General features: G+C 72.4%; 17 protein-coding genes and 3 pseudogenes. 13 read left to right on the top strand and 7 right to left on the bottom strand.

Going from position 1 to position 18,363, the window contains the following annotated elements:
• On the bottom strand, nucleotides 1–214 hold a 214-nt coding region (locus tag AB0H81_RS35935; RefSeq protein ID WP_358383998.1), incomplete at its 3' end, for a hypothetical protein.
• A gap of 213 nt (nucleotides 215–427) precedes the next feature.
• Here AB0H81_RS35935 and AB0H81_RS35930 point away from each other — a divergent pair.
• The 6 genes from AB0H81_RS35930 to AB0H81_RS35905 all read left to right on the top strand — a co-directional run bounded on the left by AB0H81_RS35930 (nucleotide 428) and on the right by AB0H81_RS35905 (nucleotide 4,938).
• Entirely contained in the window at nucleotides 428–1,177 is a 750-nt protein-coding gene (locus AB0H81_RS35930) for a hypothetical protein (RefSeq protein WP_358383995.1), read from the top strand.
• 118 nt (nucleotides 1,178–1,295) lie between these two features.
• A complete protein-coding gene (locus tag AB0H81_RS35925; RefSeq protein WP_358384001.1) occupies nucleotides 1,296–2,447 on the top strand; it encodes an SMI1/KNR4 family protein in 1,152 nt (383 codons plus the stop codon).
• A gap of 210 nt (nucleotides 2,448–2,657) precedes the next feature.
• Complete coding sequence (locus AB0H81_RS35920; RefSeq protein ID WP_358383992.1) at nucleotides 2,658–3,989, top strand: xylan 1,4-beta-xylosidase; 1,332 nt, start codon at nucleotides 2,658–2,660, stop codon at nucleotides 3,987–3,989.
• A 63-nt stretch (nucleotides 3,990–4,052) separates the two neighbouring features.
• Entirely contained in the window at nucleotides 4,053–4,229 is a 177-nt protein-coding gene (locus tag AB0H81_RS35915; protein ID WP_358383989.1) for a TetR family transcriptional regulator, read from the top strand.
• A 5-nt stretch (nucleotides 4,230–4,234) separates the two neighbouring features.
• Complete coding sequence (locus AB0H81_RS35910; RefSeq protein WP_358383986.1) at nucleotides 4,235–4,555, top strand: hypothetical protein; 321 nt, start codon at nucleotides 4,235–4,237, stop codon at nucleotides 4,553–4,555.
• Between the two features lie 110 nt (nucleotides 4,556–4,665).
• The gene (locus AB0H81_RS35905) at nucleotides 4,666–4,938 is read left to right on the top strand and encodes a GlsB/YeaQ/YmgE family stress response membrane protein (RefSeq protein ID WP_358383983.1); all 273 of its coding nucleotides are present in this window, start codon (nucleotides 4,666–4,668) and stop codon (nucleotides 4,936–4,938) included.
• Between the two features lie 26 nt (nucleotides 4,939–4,964).
• On the opposite strand, the gene AB0H81_RS35900 is transcribed toward AB0H81_RS35905, so the two are convergent.
• Nucleotides 4,965–5,231: a hypothetical protein gene (locus AB0H81_RS35900; RefSeq protein ID WP_358384004.1), complete on the bottom strand. Its 267-nt coding sequence runs from the start codon at nucleotides 5,229–5,231 to the stop codon at nucleotides 4,965–4,967.
• A 118-nt stretch (nucleotides 5,232–5,349) separates the two neighbouring features.
• Nucleotides 5,350–5,508 (bottom strand): annotated as a pseudogene (locus tag AB0H81_RS35895) (CocE/NonD family hydrolase); the annotation flags it as partial.
• 289 nt (nucleotides 5,509–5,797) lie between these two features.
• Here AB0H81_RS35895 and AB0H81_RS35890 point away from each other — a divergent pair.
• Nucleotides 5,798–7,456 (top strand): annotated as a pseudogene (locus AB0H81_RS35890) (Tn3 family transposase).
• On the opposite strand, the gene AB0H81_RS35885 reads toward AB0H81_RS35890, so the two are convergent.
• A complete protein-coding gene (locus tag AB0H81_RS35885) occupies nucleotides 7,421–10,081 on the bottom strand; it encodes an AAA family ATPase (RefSeq protein WP_358383981.1) in 2,661 nt (886 codons plus the stop codon). The pseudogene AB0H81_RS35890 and the gene AB0H81_RS35885 overlap by 36 nt on opposite strands.
• A 157-nt stretch (nucleotides 10,082–10,238) precedes the next feature.
• On the opposite strand from AB0H81_RS35885, the gene AB0H81_RS35880 reads away from it, so the two are divergent.
• The 5 genes from AB0H81_RS35880 to AB0H81_RS35860 all read left to right on the top strand — a co-directional run bounded on the left by AB0H81_RS35880 (nucleotide 10,239) and on the right by AB0H81_RS35860 (nucleotide 14,390).
• A complete protein-coding gene (locus AB0H81_RS35880; protein ID WP_358383979.1) occupies nucleotides 10,239–11,327 on the top strand; it encodes an alkene reductase in 1,089 nt (362 codons plus the stop codon).
• Nucleotides 11,324–12,550 carry an MFS transporter gene (locus tag AB0H81_RS35875; RefSeq protein WP_358383976.1) on the top strand — a complete coding sequence of 409 codons (1,227 nt, stop codon included), beginning with the start codon at nucleotides 11,324–11,326 and terminating at the stop codon, nucleotides 12,548–12,550. Before AB0H81_RS35880 ends, AB0H81_RS35875 begins: the two co-directional genes overlap by 4 nt.
• Before the next feature lie 196 nt (nucleotides 12,551–12,746).
• Nucleotides 12,747–13,025, top strand: a complete 279-nt coding sequence (locus tag AB0H81_RS35870) for a hypothetical protein (RefSeq protein ID WP_358383973.1) — start codon at nucleotides 12,747–12,749, stop codon at nucleotides 13,023–13,025.
• Between the two features lie 49 nt (nucleotides 13,026–13,074).
• On the top strand, nucleotides 13,075–13,980 hold the full coding sequence (locus AB0H81_RS35865) for an NAD(P)-binding domain-containing protein (protein WP_358383971.1): 906 nt from the start codon (nucleotides 13,075–13,077) through the stop codon (nucleotides 13,978–13,980).
• A gap of 8 nt (nucleotides 13,981–13,988) precedes the next feature.
• Nucleotides 13,989–14,390 (top strand): hypothetical protein, encoded by a 402-nt coding sequence (locus tag AB0H81_RS35860; RefSeq protein WP_358383968.1) that lies wholly within the window; start codon nucleotides 13,989–13,991, stop codon nucleotides 14,388–14,390.
• A 599-nt stretch (nucleotides 14,391–14,989) separates the two neighbouring features.
• Here the strand turns inward: AB0H81_RS35860 and AB0H81_RS35855 are convergent.
• The 3 genes and pseudogenes from AB0H81_RS35855 to AB0H81_RS35845 form a co-directional block, all read right to left on the bottom strand.
• Nucleotides 14,990–15,766, bottom strand: a complete 777-nt coding sequence (locus tag AB0H81_RS35855) for a phosphatase PAP2 family protein (RefSeq protein WP_358383965.1) — start codon at nucleotides 15,764–15,766, stop codon at nucleotides 14,990–14,992.
• A 254-nt stretch (nucleotides 15,767–16,020) separates the two neighbouring features.
• A pseudogene (locus AB0H81_RS35850) lies at nucleotides 16,021–16,245 on the bottom strand (response regulator transcription factor); the annotation flags it as partial.
• Nucleotides 16,246–16,321: 76 nt separating this feature from the next.
• A complete protein-coding gene (locus AB0H81_RS35845; protein WP_358383962.1) occupies nucleotides 16,322–17,518 on the bottom strand; it encodes an ROK family transcriptional regulator in 1,197 nt (398 codons plus the stop codon).
• A gap of 391 nt (nucleotides 17,519–17,909) precedes the next feature.
• Between AB0H81_RS35845 and AB0H81_RS35840 the strand changes: the two genes are divergently transcribed.
• Nucleotides 17,910–18,305, top strand: a complete 396-nt coding sequence (locus AB0H81_RS35840; RefSeq protein ID WP_358383960.1) for a hypothetical protein — start codon at nucleotides 17,910–17,912, stop codon at nucleotides 18,303–18,305.
• Nucleotides 18,306–18,363 lie beyond the last annotated feature (58 nt).

Below are 18,363 nucleotides of genomic sequence, written 5' to 3'. Positions count from 1 at the left end.
CACCGGTCCACACCTCCCATGACGGGGTCGATAGAGGCCACCGCGGCGATGACGTCGGCGACCTGGCCGCCAGCACCAGGCCCGACACCCACGTGGCCGTCGCCGCCGCGCCGAGCCCGGGGTCCAGCCGGGTCTCCAGCACGCCCAGCGCCCCGATGACCGGCCCGAACACCAGCGGTATCAGGCGGGGGTCGCGCAGCCGTCTCATCGTCATGGCCACCGATCGTAACCAGGCCGCCCGCCCGGCGGCTCCGCCGGACGGCGGACCCGCTCCGCCGGCCGGGTCCGCCATGAGGGGGACCCGGCCCCGCCGCCGTCCGCCGGAACGCCGAGAGGCGACGGTGCGAAACGGCGGACGCGCCGCGCACCGCCCGGACCCGACAGTGGTCCACGTCAACGAGACGCCACCCCTCACCGGAGGAACGACATGACTCCCCTCTCCCCCACCGCGGACGCCACCGGTCCCGTGAACAGTCCCGTGAACGGCACCGTGAACGGCCCCATGAACGGCAGCGCCGTCGCGCCCGGCGACACCGGCCGGCCGGCCCGCGTCCTGCGGCGCACCGCCGCCGGCGCCCTCGTCGCCGGGCCCGCGCTCATGCTCGCCGGGATGATGACCTGCCCGCCGCAGGCGTCGGACTCTGCCGCCGACTACATCACCTCGCTGGCCCGCGACACGTTCCTGACCGAGCTGTCGGCCATGCTGCTGCACTACGGCCTGATCGCGGGGGCCCTCGGCGCCCTGGCCGTGCCGGGCCTGGTGCGCGGCCGCAAGGGCGCCTGGCCCACCCTGTTCGGCGCCCTGGCCGCCGCGATCGGCCTGCTGAACGTCTCCGGCGCCGTACGGGACGACTGGTGGCGGATGGTCACCGGCCGGCAGCTTCCGCTCGACGTGGCCGTCCGCATCTCCGACACGGTCGACGGCTCGGCCTTCATGCCGCTGTGGAGCGGCACCGAGATGCTCGCCTTCCTCGGGCTGCTGGCGCTGTCGGCCGGGCTGGCCCGGGCGGGGGTCGTCGGCTGGTGGCTGACCGCCGTCTACCTCGCCGCGTTCGTCGCGATGATGTTCATCCCCGTCCAGCTCACCTATGTGATCGGCTCCGCGTTCACCCTGCTGTTCCTGCCGCTGGCGGTCGCCGGCGTCCGGCTGTTCCAGCGCGATCGCGCCACCGCGTGACGCTCATGAGGAGGGGCGGCCCGCTCGCCGGCGCGAGCCGGCCGCTTGGACCCTCGACGAGAAGCCCGCATGATCCCGCCGTGCGCCGATCCGGGGTACTCTGCCGGACGTGCGGCGAATGATCATCTCCCGGAGAGTGTGGCTCGCCCTCGCGGCGACCGCGGTCGCGGCGGCGATCGTCCTGATCGTCCATGCCCGCCGCCGCCCGGCGCTCCACACCCCCGTACGGCACGAGGAGGCGCCCGCCAGGACCGAGACCCCCGCGTGGCCGCCCGCGGAGCAGTGGCCCCCGGCCCCGGTCCTCGGCACGCCCACCGCCGGCGATCTCGCCCGTTACGCCAAGCCCGCCAGGATCCCGAAGATCCTCCAGGGCGGCGGCCACGACCGCCCCGCCAGGGAGCCCCTGGACGAGGCCACCCGCCGCCACCTGACCCGCTGGGCCGCCGCCGGCCTCGCGCTCTGCCTGCTCGCCGCCGGCGGCCAGCTCCTCGAATTCACGGTCTTCGCCAAGGACCAGCCGGACGTGTACCTGACCGAGGCCCGGTTCGGGGCCTGCGACTCGGCCCCCTGCCTGTCAGCCGAGCCGGAAGGCGCCCCGTACGACCCGAGCGAGCCCGCCCCGGGGCCCTGGGCGGTTCCCGACCCGGACTGCCACCCGCCGAGCCGCACCCTCCCGGTGCGCGCGCCGGACGCGAAGGCGACCCGGGCGGTCCACCGGCAGTGGCGGCGCATCGAGCGATGGCTGGAGACCAACGCCCCCAGGAGCCGCCGGACGCTCGCCGGGCCCGCCGAGCCCGCCGCCGTAGCGGCGGTCGAGGCCCGGATGGGCCGGCGCTTCCCCGACGACCTGCGCGCCTCGCTCCTGCGGCACGACGGGACGCTCGCGGTGAAGGACACCTGGGGCTTCGGCTTCCTGGGCCATGTCACCGTGAGCGCCCAGGAGATGCTCGACACCTGGCGCGGCCTGTGCGACATCGACGACGAGGACTACGGCGGCACGAAGTCCGACCCGCGCTCCGAATGGTGGGACGGGCGCATGCTCCCCATCGGTTACGACGGCGTGGGCAACCACCTGGTGGTCGACTCCGTGAAGCGCGACGTCGGCGAGACCGACCACGAGGGCAGCATGAGCTTCGCCCCCGGCGGTGTCCGCATCCGCTCGTACCACGCCCTGCTGAAGGCCGTCGCCGACGCCCTGGAACAGGGCGGCTCCATCGGCTACCTGAAGCCCGAGGCCGTCGCCGGCCAGCTTGAATGGACCGTGCGCTGAGCTCACCGAGCGCCTTTACCATGTAGATTCGCCGGTACGCCGAGTGCGCGCGTGATAACGATTGGCTGTGAAACCGGTCGCGCGATATGACGGCCTTACACCCGCCGTGGAACGCTACATCCCTGCACCTACCGAGGATCGGATGGGGGCCAGGTGGCATCAGCTTTCCCCGCGCCGGCGGCAGACCGGCCTTCCGGGTGGAGGCCGCTCATGGCGGCGGCGGTCATGGCAGCGGTGCTCGCGGTGGCGAGCTGCTCCCCCGGAGACACCACCGGCGGCACCACCGGCGACGCGAGGCCGACCGCGCAGGAGTCCACCCCACCGGCCGCGGAGGGCCCGATCGCGAAGCCGCCGCCCGTGGACGCCGGCTGGCCGCGCTGGGGCTTCACCCACACCGGGGTCAGCGCCAACAACATCAGCCCCGGCTTCGAACGGACGGTGGCCACGGCGCTGGCCGCCACCCCCATGCTGCAGAACCAGCACATCATGGGCTTCGGCGCGCTCAACCCCGAGCCCCGCCGCGGCGAGTACTTCTGGGAGGACCTCGACAGCCGGCTCACCCTGATGAGGGAGTCGGGCGGCACCCCGGTCCTCACGCTGTGCTGCGCACCCGACTGGATGAAGGGCGGCCCCGAGGGCCCCACCGAGGAGTCGGCCTGGAAGGAGCACCTGGAGGACGCCCCGTACCCGGAGCACTACGACGACTTCGCCCGGCTGGCCGCCACCGTCGCCACCCGCTACACCGACGTCAAGTACTTCATGGTCTGGAACGAGCTCAAGGGCTTCTGGAAGGACCACTCCAAGCCGGCCGACTTCAAGGGCTACACCGAGCTCTACAACAAGGTGTACACGGCGGTCAAAGCGGCCCGGCCGGACGCCAAGGTCGGCGGCCCGTACATCGGCTTCGACAGCGACAACGAGGGCACGTCCGAGCTGCGCGGCCCCTGGGGGGTGGTCAACCAGAACGCCCTCGACGCCTTCGCATACTGGTTCAAGAACAAGAAGGGCGCCGACTTCGTCGTCGTGGACGGCGCCTCCCCCACCGAGACCCACGAGCTGCGGCCGGACGCGTTCGGCGCCCTGGGCAAGTTCGGCGCGGTCACCGCGTGGCTGCGCGAGCGGACCGGCGACCTGCCCGTCTGGTGGTCGGAGTGGTACTTCGTGCCGGAGAACGGCACCACGTGGGACGAGCCCAAGCGCCTCGCGGTCCAGGCCGTCTCGATGATGGAGTTCGCCCGCAGCGGCGTCGCCACCGCCCTGTACTGGAACCCGCAGGCCAAGGACGGCGCCTGCGTGGGCTGCATGTGGGCTCCCCGCACGGGCGAGATGCGGCCCAGCGGGACGCTCGTGACCGAGTTCACCCGCTGGTTCCCGGCCGGGGCCGAACTGGAGGCCGTCACCTCCTCCGACCCCCGGATCCGGGTGCTGGCGCAGCCGCGCGAGCTGCTCATGGTCAACACCGCCGACAAGCCGGTCTCCGCGACCGTGGACGGCCGGCAGGTCACCCTCCAGCCGTACGAGATCAAGTGGAGCGGCCGCTGACGCGGGGCGTGCCCGGCGCCGGTGAGCGGCAGGCCGGCATCGCGAGGACTTAGGGTGCCAGTCATGAACGCAGAGGTGGGTCAGCGCCGTTACGACTCGCTGCGCCGCACGGCTCAGGCGCTGGAGACGCGGGCCGAGATCGCCCGCGCCGCGCGCCGGCTCTTCGTCGAGCGGGGGTGGGCCGCGACGACCGTCCGCGACGTGGCGCGCGAGCCCGGGAGGATCCCGCGCGGCAGCTGACCGCGATGACCGGGTTCGACCGGCGCCTGTACGAGCGCGCCGGAGACGTCATCGTCCTGCTGCGCGAGGCCGGCCGTACCGAGCCGGAGCTGGCGACGGTCTACCGTGACGGCCGCGAGCGGGCCGACGAGATCCGCGCGACGGTGTTCTCCTCGTGGCCCGCGGGCGTCCTGCGGCCGGGCCTGGACGTGCCGGCCGCCCTCGACGTCTACGCGGGCCTGTGCAGCGTCGACGTCTACGTCACCCTCACCGCCGAGCGCGGCTGGCCGCCCGGCCGGGTGGAGCGGTGGTGGAGCGAGGTGCTGGTCCGGGAGCTGCTGAGCTGAGCGTCCGGGTCCGGGTCGGTTTCCGCCTTCCGCCGGGGGGAAGCACCAGGAGTGCCGGGTCGCGTTCACGACCTGGCAGGACCTGCAGCTGACTGACGGGAGCGTGCAGCGTGGAGGTCACCGGCATCTTCTCCGCCCTCATCATCGGGCTCATCATCGGAATCGTCGGGCGGCTCGTCGTACCGGGACGCCAGAACATCCCCATCTGGCTCACCATCGTGATCGGCATCGTGGCGGCGCTCATCGGCACCGCCATCGCCGGCGCGCTCGGCGTCGCCGCCACCAAGGGGATCGACTGGCTCGAACTGGTCATCCAGGTCGTGCTCGCCGCCCTGGGCGTGGCCCTCGCCGCGGGACTGTACGCCAAACGTCACCCCTCATAACGGCGCCCCGCCGCTGGATCGGCCCGTCACGCGCTGACGTCCCGGACGGCCCCTGGACCCTGACGCGGTGGCCGCGCCGGAAACGGTGCGCGGCCGGCCAGAGCCGGACGGCGGCGCGGGTGATCGTGTCGGCGGTGGTCGAGGCCGGCCCAGCGCGGGTCGCCGGCGTGGTGGGCGAGGATGTCCTGGATGTACGCGGAGCGCCGGCCGACGGCGGCGACGTCGGCCCGGCTCAGCGGCAGCGTGGACAGCGCCCGCCGCACCCTTCGCGCCTGGAACGGCTGGCGGGGCATCGCCCAGCGGCGTTCCTGGACGGCGACCAGCGCGCCCCAGGCGAACGGCGTCTCCAGCGACAGCCCGTCCTCGCGGAGGAACTCCAGCGTCAGGGCCGACCTGGCGCAGCGGGTCGAAGTCGCCGCCGGAGCCGAAACCGCCGCGGGTGCTCTGGGCCAGCACCTGGTACCCGCGTTCGGCCAGCGGCCTGACCATCGCCTGGACGAGCACCCCGCGCCTGCCGTACGGGCAGCGGATCAGCGCGGTCGGCAGCGCCTCTCGGAGTCCCGGCAGCAATGGAGCAGAATCCAACGAACCCGCCTCTGCGCTGGGGTTATTTGAGTTGAAGGAACACCTGACGATCTTTGCTACTACGGTTCGTACTGGTTTCGGTGCGGTCGTGGAGGTTGGTGGGCGTTGGCGGTTCAGTCTTCTCCGATGAGCAGATGGAGCGGCTTCGGTCGTATCCGGACATCGGCAGGGAGGAGTTGATTAGGTTCTTCACGTTGACACGAAAGGATCTAGGGTTCATCGACAACTTAAGCCGGGGCGGGGGCCGGGTTCGGCGGCGCGCTTGGGGTTGGCAGTGCAGCTGTGCACGTTGCCGTGGTTGGGGTTCGTGCCGGATGACATCTGGTCGGTGCCGAAGGCGGTGGTGCAGCGGCTGGCGAACCAGCTTGCGGTGTTTCCTGGGGCGCTGGAGCATGACACGCCGTCGCTGCTGTTCCCTCAGGCGGCCGAGCATCTGATCAGCTCGAAGGTGGTCCGGCCCGGTGTGGTCATGTTGATGAAGATGGTCGGATCGGCGCGTAACGCGGCGGGGGCGTTGACATCGGAGAAAGTCGATCATCTCTTGACCGGGCCGATGCGGGCGAATCCAGATCGGCTGCTGGTGCACGATCCGGAGATCGGAACGACGCGGCTGGCGTGGCTGACGACGCCCGCAGTGGAGGCGACACCGATAACGGTGCAGGGCCGGCCAAGGCCCGCAAGAGCAGAAACGACACCGCGTTCCGGCACTACTGGGAGATCTGCACCATCCTCGCGTTGCGCGGCGGCCTGCGGTCGGGGGATGTGTTCGTGCCAGGCTAGCGCCGCTACGCCGACCCCGGCACCTACCTGTTCACCCCCGAGCAGTGGGAGGCCAAACGGGCGGAGTGCTGCCTGCCACCTGGTCCGCAAACCCGCCGACGCGGCCGAGGCGATCGAGCAGGTCAAGGACGAACTCCACCAGGCCCTGGAGGAGCTGGAGGAGACCCTCGCAAGCAGTGCGCCAGGTGACGTCGGCGCGGTCCGCTTGGACGAGGCCGGACGACTGGTCATCCCGCCGCTATCGGCCGAGGACATCCCGGCCGAGGCCAAGGAACTGCGGGACGAGTTGTCGAGCATGCTGCCGTCCGTGCCGATCGCTTCGCTGCTGATCGAGCTGGACGCCCGCACGCACTTCCTGGACTGCTTCACCCACGCCGGTGGCCGCAAGTCGAAGCTGTCGGTGGAGCAGAAGCGCAACATTCTGGCCGTCCTGATCGCTGGGGCCACCGACCTGGGGCTGACCCGAATGTCGGAAGCGTGTGGGGTGTCCTATGACACGCTCGCCTGGACGCAGGAGTGGCATGTGCGGGAGGAGACACTCCGCGAGGCGAACACCATCCTGGTCAACCACCACTATCAACTGGAGCAGGCCAAGAAGTTCGGTGGCGGCACCATGTCATCATCGGACGGACAGCGGTTCCCCGTCCGCGGCAAGTCGCTGACCGCCCGGGACATGACCATCCACGGCGGCCGGGGCCTGTCGACCTACACCCACGTGTCCGACCAGTGGTCGACGTAGGGCACGAAGCAGATCGTGCCGACCTCCCGCGAGGGCCACTACACCCTGGACGAGCTGCTGGGCAATGAGACCGATCTGCCGATCCACGAGCACGCGACCGATACTCATGGCGCCACGCTGGTCAACTTCGGGTTGTTCGACCTGGTCGGTAAGGTCCTCACCCCCAGGATGCGCGATCCAGGCAGGATCACCATGCTCCGGGTGGACACCCCGGCGGCGACGAACGCGCTCTACCCGCACGCCGGGCCGCTGCTGGCCGACCGGTGTAAGGCTGGCCTGGCCAGAGGCCGTCCGTCAACAAATGTGACAGTAAGCCCGGCTCACCGAGCTGCTCCTGTTCGGAGGCCAAGAGCGCGGCTGCGCGAATGTCGGCGTGGTTCAGGTGAGGTCGAGGCGGGCCAGCTCCCGGCGTGACCGGATGCCGAGCTTGCGGTAGGCCCGATAAAGGTGGTGCTCCACCGTGCGCGGGCTAAGGAACAGGTGAGCGGCGATCTCCCGGCTTGTGCTCCCGTCCCTGGCCAGGCGTACGACTTGGAGTTCTTGGGGCGTGAGCCGTTCCAGCGGGTCGGCGGCCGTCGGCCGGGCGGTCAGGACGGACTCTCCCGTCGCCTTCAGCTCCGCCTCCGCTCGCGCCCGCCACGGCGCGGCCCGCAACCGCTCGAAGGTCTTCAGCGCCGACCGCAGCGGGGTGCGGGCGTCGGTGCTGCGCCGGGCCCGGCGCAGCCACTCGCCATACACCAGCTCGGTGCGCGCCTGCTCGAAAGGCCGGTCCGCGCGCCGGTGCGCCGCCAGGGCCCCCAGGTAGTCGTCCTCGTCGTCACTCAACAGCGCGCGGCAGCGGGCACTGACCGCCTCGGCCCATGGCTGTCTCCCGGCGCGCGCCCAGGCTTCCAGGCGGCGCAGGGGCTCCTCCGCCCGTTCGGGCTCGCCCAGCCGCACGGCCGCCTCGACCTGCTCGGCTCCGGCTGTGACCAGATTCGTCAGGTGGCGCAGCGGTCCTCGCGCCGCGGCTTCGAGCCGCTCCAGCACTCGGTCGTAGCGTCCGAGCCCCAGGTCGAGCAGGCAGAGCGCGGCCAGGCCGGTCATGCCACCGGCATCCGGCTGGTCACCGGCGAGCCGGACGCAGCGTTGCTCGTCGCCCTCGATCGCCGCCGCTCTGGCCAGCACCGAGTGCAGCCGCGGCACGCGCTGGTGCATCCCGGTGTGGCGGGCCAGCTCGACGGCCTCCGCGATGCACGTCTCGGCGTCACGGTGTCTGCCGGCCTGCACGTGCACTCCGGCCAGATCCTGCAGCACCTGCGGCAGCGCTCCCACCAGGCTCTGCCGGCGCAACCGCGCCACCTCGGCGCCGGCCAGGGCGACGGCCGCGTCGTCGTCGGCCATGACCATCGCGCAGAAGGCAGCCCACCGGATGGTGGCGCCCTCCAGCAGAGTGCCCGGCGCCTGGCCGGTGACGTCGGGCAGGGTGTCCGCGACGAACTGTGCCAGGAGCGGCAGGCCGCGCGCGTAGTCGTCGTCGACCAGGTGCGCCAGCCCCTGGATCATCGGATCCTGTGTGCCCATGGCGGTCAGCCGTGCGGCCGCGCCCCGGATCACCTCCGCCTCGCCGCAGAGCCAGGCGTACCCGGCCGCCGTGCGCAGCATGGGCACGGCGGCCACTGGGTCGGCAGGGGGGCACCGTTCCATCAGGAGCCGGGCGGCCGACCGGCCCTGTCCCCGCTCGAACTCCACCGCCGCTCGTATCTCGGTCAGCGTGGCGAGGGACGTGGGATCGTCCAGCAGGTCCTCGGCCTGGCCGACGAGTCCGGCGGCGTGCTCGGCGTGACCGGACGACAGCGCCAGCGCCGCCGCCTGGCCCAGCCGGGCGGCCCGGTCGCGCGGGCGCGGGGTGTAGGTCGCGGCCTGCTCCCACAGCCCGGCGGCGGCGGCGAAGGCGGCCCGGCCGCGAGCCCGTTCGGCGGCGCGCGTCAACGCCACCGCCAGGTCCTCGTCAGGTGACGTCGTGGCCGCGGCCCGGTGCCGGATCCGGCAGTCGTCGTCGGTGGCCGCGTCCGCCAGCGCCCGGTGCACGGCGATCCGCCGCGCCAGCGGCGCGCCCTGGTAGGCGGCGGTGCGGATCAGAGGATGGCGGAAGGCGATGGCCGCAGCACTCACCTCGACCAGTCCGGCCTTCTCGGCCTCCGCCAGGTCTTCCGGTCCGACTCCGAGCGCGTCCGCGGCGCTCAGCAGCATCGGCAGGTCGCCACGGCCCTCGGCGGCGATCATCAGCATCATGAGACGGGTCTTGTCGGGCAGCAGGGCGATGCGTGAGCGGAAGGACGCGAGCACCCGGTCGGCGATCGGGATCGGGCCGGCCGCCGCGTGGTAGCGCCTCCGTTCACAGGAGAATTCGATCAGCGCCAGCGGGTTCCCCTCGGACTCGGCGATCACCTGCTCCCGTGCCGCGGGGGTCAGGCCTCGGTGGGCCAGGACGCGTTCCGCGTCCTCCTGCGACAGCCGCGACGGGCGGATCTCGGGCAGACCGGCGGCGGCGAAGCCCTCCTCCCGCGCGGCGAACAGCAGCGCCACCTTCTCCTCCGTCAGACGGCGGGCGGCGAACAGCAGTGCGTCGGCGGTGGCGTGGTCGAGCCAGTGCGCGTCGTCGACCAGGCAGAGCAGCGGCCCGTCGTCGGCGAGATGGGCCAGCAGGGTCATCACGGCCAGCCCGGACAGGAACCTGTCCCGCGCGCCCGAGCCGCCCGAGCCGAGCACCGCCCGCAGGGCGTCCGCCTGTGTCCCGGGCAGCGCATCGAGGTGTGCCTGGACCGGCCAGAGCAATTGGACGAGCCCGGCGAAGGCGAGATCCGCCTCCGTCTCGACGCCGGTGACCCGCAGGACGCGCACCCTGATGCCGGTGCAGTACTCGGCGGCCCAGTCGAGCAACGCCGATTTGCCGATGCCGGGCTCGCCGCGCAGGACGAGGCCGCCGCTGCGGCCGCCACGCGCGGCCTCCACGAGGTCCTCGATCGCGGCCTGCTCGCCCGCCCTGCCATACAGCAACCGACCATGCCTTTCGTGCGGGGATACGTACGGCTGTGCCGTCCGGGATACGTACGCGATCCCAGTAGTCCCGTACCGAAACCTTACCGATTCGGCCCGTAAACGCTCGTTCATACCCTCGTGGCAACGAACACGACCCCGTGACGAGGAGGATGACGTGAACGAGCTTCTCACGCCGGTGACCATCGGCGAGCTGGATCTTCCCAACCGCCTGATCATGGCGCCCATGACGCGCAACCGGGCACGGGACGGGCTCGTCGGTGAGCTGACCGCCGAGTACTACGCCCAGCGCGCCGCCGCCGGTCTGATCATCACCGAGGGCACCCAGCCATGCGTGATCGGCCAGGGCTACATCGACACCCCCGGCTTGCACACGCCGGAGCAGATGGCCGCCTGGCGGCTGGTCACCGACGCGGTGCACCGGCGAGGCGGCCGCATCGCGGTCCAGATCATGCACTCCGGGCGGATCGGCCATCCCTGCCTGTATCCCGGAGGGGAGCTTCCCCTCGCTCCGTCGGCGATCTGCTCCGGAGAGCGGCTCTACACCCACGAAGGGTTGCTGGATTGCCCGACGCCGCGGGAGATGACGCTGGCCGACATCGACCAGGCCATCGAGGAGTTCGCATCCGCGGCCCGGCTGGCGATGGACGCCGGCTTCGACGCGGTCGAACTGCACGGCGCCAGCGGCTACCTGATCCACCAGTTCCTGTCGGACAACACCAACCGGCGCACCGACGCCTACGGCGGTTCGGTGGCCGGGCGCATCAGGTTCGCCGTGGAGGTCGTGCAGGCCGTCACCGACGTGATCGGGCCTGGCCGCACCGGCATCCGGATCTCACCCGGCATCACCTACAACGGCATGAACGAAAGCGACACGGAGCTCCTCTACACGGAGCTGGCCCGCGCGCTCGCACCGTACGACCTGGCGTACCTGCACGTCTCGGAGAACGACACCCGCGACGTGACCAAGCTCATCCGCGCCGAGTGGGAGGGCCCGCTCGTCCTCAACCCGCACCCGTGGCGCGCCGAGGAGCCGGCGAACCCCGCGGACGGGATCGAGGCACTGCGCTCCGGCCTGGCCGACGCGATCTCCTTCGGCCGGCTGTGGCTGGCCAACCCCGACCTGCCCGCCAGGATCGCGGCGGGCGGACCGTACACCGAAGCCGACCCGAGGACCTTCTACGGCGGCGACCACCGCGGCTACACCGACTATCCGGTGCTGTCCGCGAGCGGGGAGGACAGATGAGCAGCTCATCCCACGCCCCCTCCACCCACGCCGGAGCGCCCGATCAGCTCGGAACTCCGGACCGCGGGGTTCCGGCAGCCTGGCTGGCGCTGTTGGCGGGACCGCTCTCCTTCGGGATCGCCGGCCCCAGCCTCATCCTGCCGGACGCCGCCCGCGACCTCGGACTGACTCTGGGCGCCGTGACCTGGATCGTCACCGCCTTCGGCTGGGCCATCGCGATCGGCACCCCCTTGATGGCGGGCTTGCAGAGCCACCAGGGCGTACGCCGGGCCCTGCTCACCTGTGCCGCGCTGGTCGCCCTGGGCGCAGTGCTCGTGGTGAGCGTGCCCTCACTGCCGTCGCTCGTGCTCGGCAGCGCGGCTCAAGGGCTCGGCACTGCCGGGTTCACCACGATCGCCATGAGCCTCACCCGCTCGGCGCGCTCCATGGGACTCGTCACGGCCTCGCTGGCGACGGTCGGTTCCACCGCGCCGCTGATCGCCGACCTGGCCGCAGAGCTGCTGTCCTGGCAGGCGGGCCTGGCCCTGCCCGCCCTGAGCCTGCTCGCCGTTCCCGGCGTGCTGCGCCACCGACCCGCCGACCCGGCGCCGGACGCACCCTTCGACCCGGTGGGGGCGGTGCTGCTGACGGCATTGGTCACCGCGCTGGTGTTCGTGCCCCACTCATGGCCGGTCGCGGGGACGGCCGCCGTGGCCGCCGGTGGGCTGCTGGCGCTGCACCTACGGTCTGGGCGCGACGGATTCGTGCCCGCCTCGATCGTCCGCGCTCCGGTGTTCCTCCTGACGTCCGGACTGGCGTTCCTGCTGGCCGCGACCAACTTCGGCATGATCTATCTGCTGCCCGCCCTGCTCGCCGGACAGACGGACTGGACCAGCGGCCAGGTGGGAGCCGCCATCCTGTGGCCGCTGATGTTCGGCGGGTTGGCCTCCTACGGGATGATCGCCGCCACCGCGAAAGCGCCGGTGAAGGCCGTTGCCGGGCTCTTCCCCGGGCTGGCGGCGGCAGGCGTGGGGCTGGCATGCCTCAACCTCTCGCCGGCCGCCCTCCTCATCGCCCAGGCGCTTACCTCCCTCGCCGCCGCCTCCGGGCAAGGGGCGTTCGCGGCACGCGCCGCCGCCGCGGTGCCCGACGGCGCCAGATCGACGGCAATGGGCCAGTTCAACCTCTGCTACCTGCTCGGCGCCGCATTCGGCCCCGCCATCGCCGCCGCGCTCGCCGCCTGACCTCGACGATCCGGCCCTCGGAGTGTGGAGGAACGAGAACGTACGCTAAGCCTGTTCCCCCGCTCACCGGTACGCCGGCACTGGCACCACCGGGCGGTGGGACGCCTCAGCGAAGGCCGCGGCCGGTTCAACCCGGCCACCGGCGACCACACCGAGCTCCTCTAAGCGTTTCCTGGACGCCGCGCAGAACGGCGACGTGACGGCGCTGGCGGAACTGCCGGCCGAGGACGCGATCACCTACAACGACGGCGGCGGCAAGGTGCGCCCCGCGCTGCATCCGGTCACCGGCCGCACCAACGTGCCGGCATTCGTGGCCGGGCTGATGCCCTGGTATCCGCTGCAGGCGGCCCGCCTGATCGAGGCCAACGGCGAGCCCGCGATCTGGACCGTGATCGGCGGGCTGCGGCAGCTGGTCACCTTCGGCATCCTCAACCCCGACAAGCTGTCGGGCCTCGACCCGGCGAGCACAGCATGACCGCTGTCGGGCGGTCCTTCCATCCGAATCCGATACGAAAGGGAGCACCATGACGACGACAACAGCAACGACCGACAACCCCACCACCGCGGCGAACCGGGTCACCGTGCTCGGTCTCGGCGCCATGGGATCGGCGATCGCCAGAACGTTCGCCGAACGCGGATATCGCACAACGGTGTGGAACCGAACGGCAGGCAAGAGCGCGCCGCTGGTCGACGTCGGCGCCACGGCGGCCGCCACGGCCGCGGAGGCGGTGGCGGCCAGCCCGCTCGTCGTGGTCTGCCTGCTCGACGGCGCAGCAGTCGACGAAGTGCTGGCCTCGGTCGATACCGCGGTCGAGGGCAAGGTGCTGGTGAACCTCACCAGCGGCTCACCCGCCCAGGCGCGCGCCAACGAGCGCTGGGCGAGTGAGCACGGCGCCGAGTACATCGACGGCAAGATCATGGGGGACCCGCCGTACGTCGGCACACCGAACTTCACCGTCCTGCTCAGCGGTTCCCGCAGCGCCTTCGACGCCCACGAGTCGGCCCTACTGGTGTTGGGCGGCGTCGGCTACCACGGCGAGGACCCCGGCTTCGCCGCCGTGGAGTTCATGGCCCAGGTCGCCATGGGTTACGAGATGCTCATCGGCTTTCTGCACGTGCTCAAGCTGGTTCGGGCGGAAGGGGGCGATGTGACGGAGTTCGCTGAGCGCTTCGCCGGCTCGCTGGCCGCATATCCGCCGTTGCTGACCGGGATCGCCAAGGCGGTCGCGAGCGGGGAATACCCGCCGGACCTCGGTCCGCTCCGCGTCCAGGCCGCGCTGATGGACGACATGATCGACCACCGGGAGTCCGTCGGTGTGGAAGCCATGCGGATGCGCCAGGTCAAGGAACTGATGGATCGCCGGATCGCCGACGGCTACGGCGAACAGGGCTTCTCGAGCCTGTTCGAGCTGCTGGCGAAGGAAGGCTGAATCGCGTCATGAGCCACCAGGACGAAACGATCCTCCTCTTCCGCAACACCATGCGCATCACCGACGGCCACCTGGAGGATTTCCGCGACGCCATCGCCCGAGCCGTGGAGTTCGCCCACCAGCACGGCCCGCAGCTGATGGTGCAGACCTTCGTGGACGAGCCGCGGATGCTCGCGCACAGCTTCCAGCTCTATCGGGACTCCGACGCGGTCCGCCTGCACTGGAAACTCGCGGACCCGTTCATCCAGGACGTCATGAAGCACTGCCGGGTGGAGCACTTCGAGGTGTTCGGTGAGCCGGACGCCGAGGTGGCGGCGGGCGTGCGCTCGTCGCTCGGCGAGCAGACCCCGCTCACGTTCTCCCCCCGCATCGCCGGCTTCCTACGCTTCGGCGTGGCACCTCAGGCGTAGCCGACGCGCCCGCACACCGCCCCGGACGCGAAGCGAAGCTCCCCGTCGGCGTCATCATCGCCGGCAACTTCGCCAACGGCCGATGGACCGTCCAGAGCGACGACGGCACCCACCCGCATCTTTTGCAAGGACCTGATTATCCCCACCGGCAAGCGCAAGGGCCACAACCCCTCCCTCGCCAGCGTCTACCGCGCCCTCGCAGAACATGAGAAGACCCAGCGCTACCCCGACGCCGTCGCACAGGTCCGCGACGAGTACGCCACCCTGCACCAAGGGCTCTAACCTCACTGACCTACGGATCACCCCTCAGCGCCAACAACCAGGGCGGATAGTCCTTCTGTTTTGGCGCAGAACACCACGTCACCGCAGGTCAGGGGCGGGTTCGTTGGATTCTGCTCCATTGCTGCTGGGACCCCCTCTCCCCCGGTGCGCCGCGCCCGCCGGTCGGCCAGCAGCTCGACGCCGTCGCGCATCGGCACGCGCAGGTCCCGCTGGACGACGAGGTCGCGGGTCAGCGGCGGCCAGGTGAGCGGCGGCCCGTGAGCGGATGTGCTCAGGCCGGGTGGCGCGGCGGGCCTGCCTGGGCGTGACCGGTGTGGTCAGTCGCGGTCGAGGACGGCGCCCACCGCCTCGGGTTCGACGCCCTCCCTGGGCGGGTCGGCCGGTCTGCGGCCCTTCGCGCGGCGCCACGTCTCGAACGCGGCCGTACTCGCGGCGATCACGGCCGCCCCGAGCACGACCCCGGCGACGACGTCGCTGACCCAGTGGACGCCCAGCGCGACCCGCGTGCAGGCCACCGACACCACCAGGAACAACGCCACGCCCCAGGCCAGCCGCCGTCCCCGCCCGGACAGCCGCGGCAGCAGGGCCAGGACGATCATGCCCGCGCCGAGCGTGACGTTGAGCGCGTGCCCCGAGGGGAACGCCTCGCCGGAGGCCAGGGCGACCGGCTCGGGCAGGATCGGCCGGGCCCGGTCCACGAGGAGCTTGAGCCCGGCGCCGAGCAACCCGCCCACGGCCACGGTCGCGACCGCCCAGAGGGCGAGCCTGGGCGCGCCCCGGCGCAGCAGCCATCCGGCGAGGACGGCGACCGCGATCCGCCACGGCCACGGGCCGAACACGTTGGTCCAGACGATGAGCACGTCGGTCACCACCGGGTTGGCCAGCGCGTACCGGTGCAGGACGGCGGTCACGCCCGAGTCCAGGTCGTTGAGCGGCATCCTGGCCACGACGAGCAGCGGGACGAACGCGATCACCATGAGCGCTCCCGCCATGCAGGCGAGGGTCAGCCGCAGTCCCCGCTCGCGGTCACGGTCGAGGCGGGCACTCACCCACTGCCGGGCACATCTCCGGTGCTGCTCTTCCTGGATCGGCATTCGTCCTGGCTACCCGCCGGGCGGCCACTCATCCACGGCGCCTGTCTTCAGGCGATCCAGAACGTCTGTGATCGGACCGTCCGTCTTCGGGACGTCTGTCACCGGGACGGTGACGCCAGGCCGGCGTCGTGGGCGGCGATGACGAGGTGGACCCGGTGACACCGTCGAGCTCGCGCAGGCGCGGGCGCGGGGCAGGCGGCGAACTCCTCTGAGGCGGCGGGTGACGCCGGGCGCGATGAGCGCGCCCCGGCCGCGACCACGCGGACGGCGAGCAGGATGTCGTCCAGCGCCGTGTCCTTGACGAGGAACCCGCCGGCCCCGGCCCGCAGGGCGGCGTGGACGTTGTCGTCGTCGAAGGTGGTCAGGATGACGACCCTGGTCTGCGGCGGACGCGAGGTGATCATCTGGGTGGCTTCGATGCCGGGCATGCGGATGTCCATCTGCACCACGTCGGGGCGCAGGTCCCCGGCCAGCCGTACGCAGGACGCGGCGGGTCCGCGGCGGCTGACGACGAACCGGGCCGCCCGGCGGTCAGCCAGCGTGACCCATCGGTGGTCAGGCGGCGTGGTCGGCCGCCCAGGCGTTGAGGCCCTCCTCGGTGAGGACCCGGTCGAGCGCGATGGCCGCCGCCCCGTGCAGGGCGCCATCGCCGCCGAGGGCGGCGGCCACCACGGGCGGGGGCTCCGCGCGGCGGAACCGCATCAGCCCGTCGGTCAGGGCCGCGGCGAACTCCTCGGCGGCCGCGCCGCGCAGCGGCCCGGCGAAGCCGCCCAGCGTGACGATGCCGGGATCGAACGCGTTGATCAGTCCGGCGACCCCCCGGCCGAACCCGCTCGCCGCGCGCCCCACGGCCGTCCGCACCGCCGCGTCCCCCTGCGCCCTGGCCAGGGCCGCCTGCGCGTAGCTGCGCGGGTCGCGGGGCGGCGGCTCGCCCAGGTGACGAGCGATGGCGCGGCCGTCCACGGCGAGGTCCCAGCAGCCCAGGGCGCCGCAGGGGCAGCGCAGCGCGGGGTCACCGAGCGGAAGGTGCCCGAACTCGCCCCCGGCTCCGGTCGCCCCCTCGATCGGCAGCCCGTCCACGACCAGGGTGCCGCCCACGCCGACCTCGATCGTGACGTGCAGCGCCGTACCGATACCGGCGGCGGCGCCGTAACGGGCCTCGGCCGCGCCGGCCAGCGTCGCGTCGTTGCCGACGATCAGCGGCAGGCCCGGGTCGGGGGCCAGCCCCGTGAGGTCCACCGCGTCCCAGCCCAGCGTGGCGGACTGCACGACCGCGCCGTGCCGTACGGTGGCGGCGACCGCCACCGCCACGGCCCGGACGCGCCCGCCGAACCGGTCGTGGACGCGGCGTACCGCCCCGGCGATGGCGCCGATCACCTGGTCCGGGTCACGGCTGCCGTGTCTGGCCTCCTCCAGGACACCCGGCCTGCCGTCGATCTCCGCGGCCGCGCACCGCCAGTCCTCCTGGCGGAGGTCGACGGCGATGACGAGCGGGCCGTCGGGGTGTGGGTTGAGCACAGTCGTCGGACGTCCCCGCCCAGAGGCGGCGGCCGGGGTCTCGGAGAGCAGCGCCAGCTCGCGCAGCCGCGCGGTGATCTCGGTGGCCGACCCGGTGGACAGTGCCAGCCGCCGGGCCACGTCGGCCCTGGTGACGCCCGGCCGGCGGCGCATCTCGTCCAGGACGGCGAGGGCGCCCCGCCAGCGGGCGTCGCGGGCGCGTACGGACCTCGCGCGGCCCGTGGGGGTTGCCATGGGTGTGGTCGCCTCCTTTATGCTCGTCGCACGAGTTTAAACGGGAGGAGCCCCCTGTGCGGCGACAACGACTGAACCTCGAAACGCTCCCCGCGATGTTCCCCGATGTGCCGGCCTTGGACCACTCCCCCGCCCACCCTGGCGCGCCGCGACGGGCCCTCTCCCCGGCGGCCCGATGACCGGCCGCCGCACCCGCGACCAGACGGACTCCGGCCAGGACGACACGACCCCCTCGGCCGGGCGGCTCCCGGTCGGGGAGTCACGTACAGAGGCGACGCGTGGCGATGTGAAGGACTCGGAGAGGGTCCGGGATGATGCGGGAGAGGGGGACCCGCCCCGGCCGGGTACGGCCGAGGGGCAGGAACCGGGGGCTGTCGCGCGAGAGCGGCAGGTGGTCAGGAGAGTCGCGTTCGCGCAGGTGGCGCTCGGCTTCACCGTCAACAGTCTCGGCGCGTGCCTGGTGCTGCTGGCCCGGGATCTGGGCACGCCCGCGGGCGAGCTGGCGTGGTTGTCGTCGTCGTTCGGCGCCGGCCTGCTGGTCGTGGGCGCAGCCGGACGCTGGGCGCTCGGATACGGGCCGCGGCGGGCCATGCTGGGCTCCGCCCTGGTCGCCGCCGCCGGGGCCGCGCTGCTCGCCACCGCGCCCGTCGCCCCGCCCGCGGCTGCCGGCGCGCTCCTGCTCGGCCTCGGCGCGGCCGGGCTCGTCCTCGTGACCCCCGCTCTGCTACGCGGGCCGGACGCGGCGGCGCGTCTCCTGGTACGGCGAGGCGTCGCGCCCCGACAGTGAACGGAGCATGGTCAGCGCCTGGGGCACCGACACGTGCACGCCGTCCACGCTCACGAGG

The sequence above is a fragment of the Nonomuraea sp. NPDC050691 genome (assembly GCF_040654455.1).
GTDB lineage: Bacteria > Actinomycetota > Actinomycetes > Streptosporangiales > Streptosporangiaceae > Nonomuraea.
This window is presented reverse-complemented; position numbering and strand designations above follow the sequence as displayed.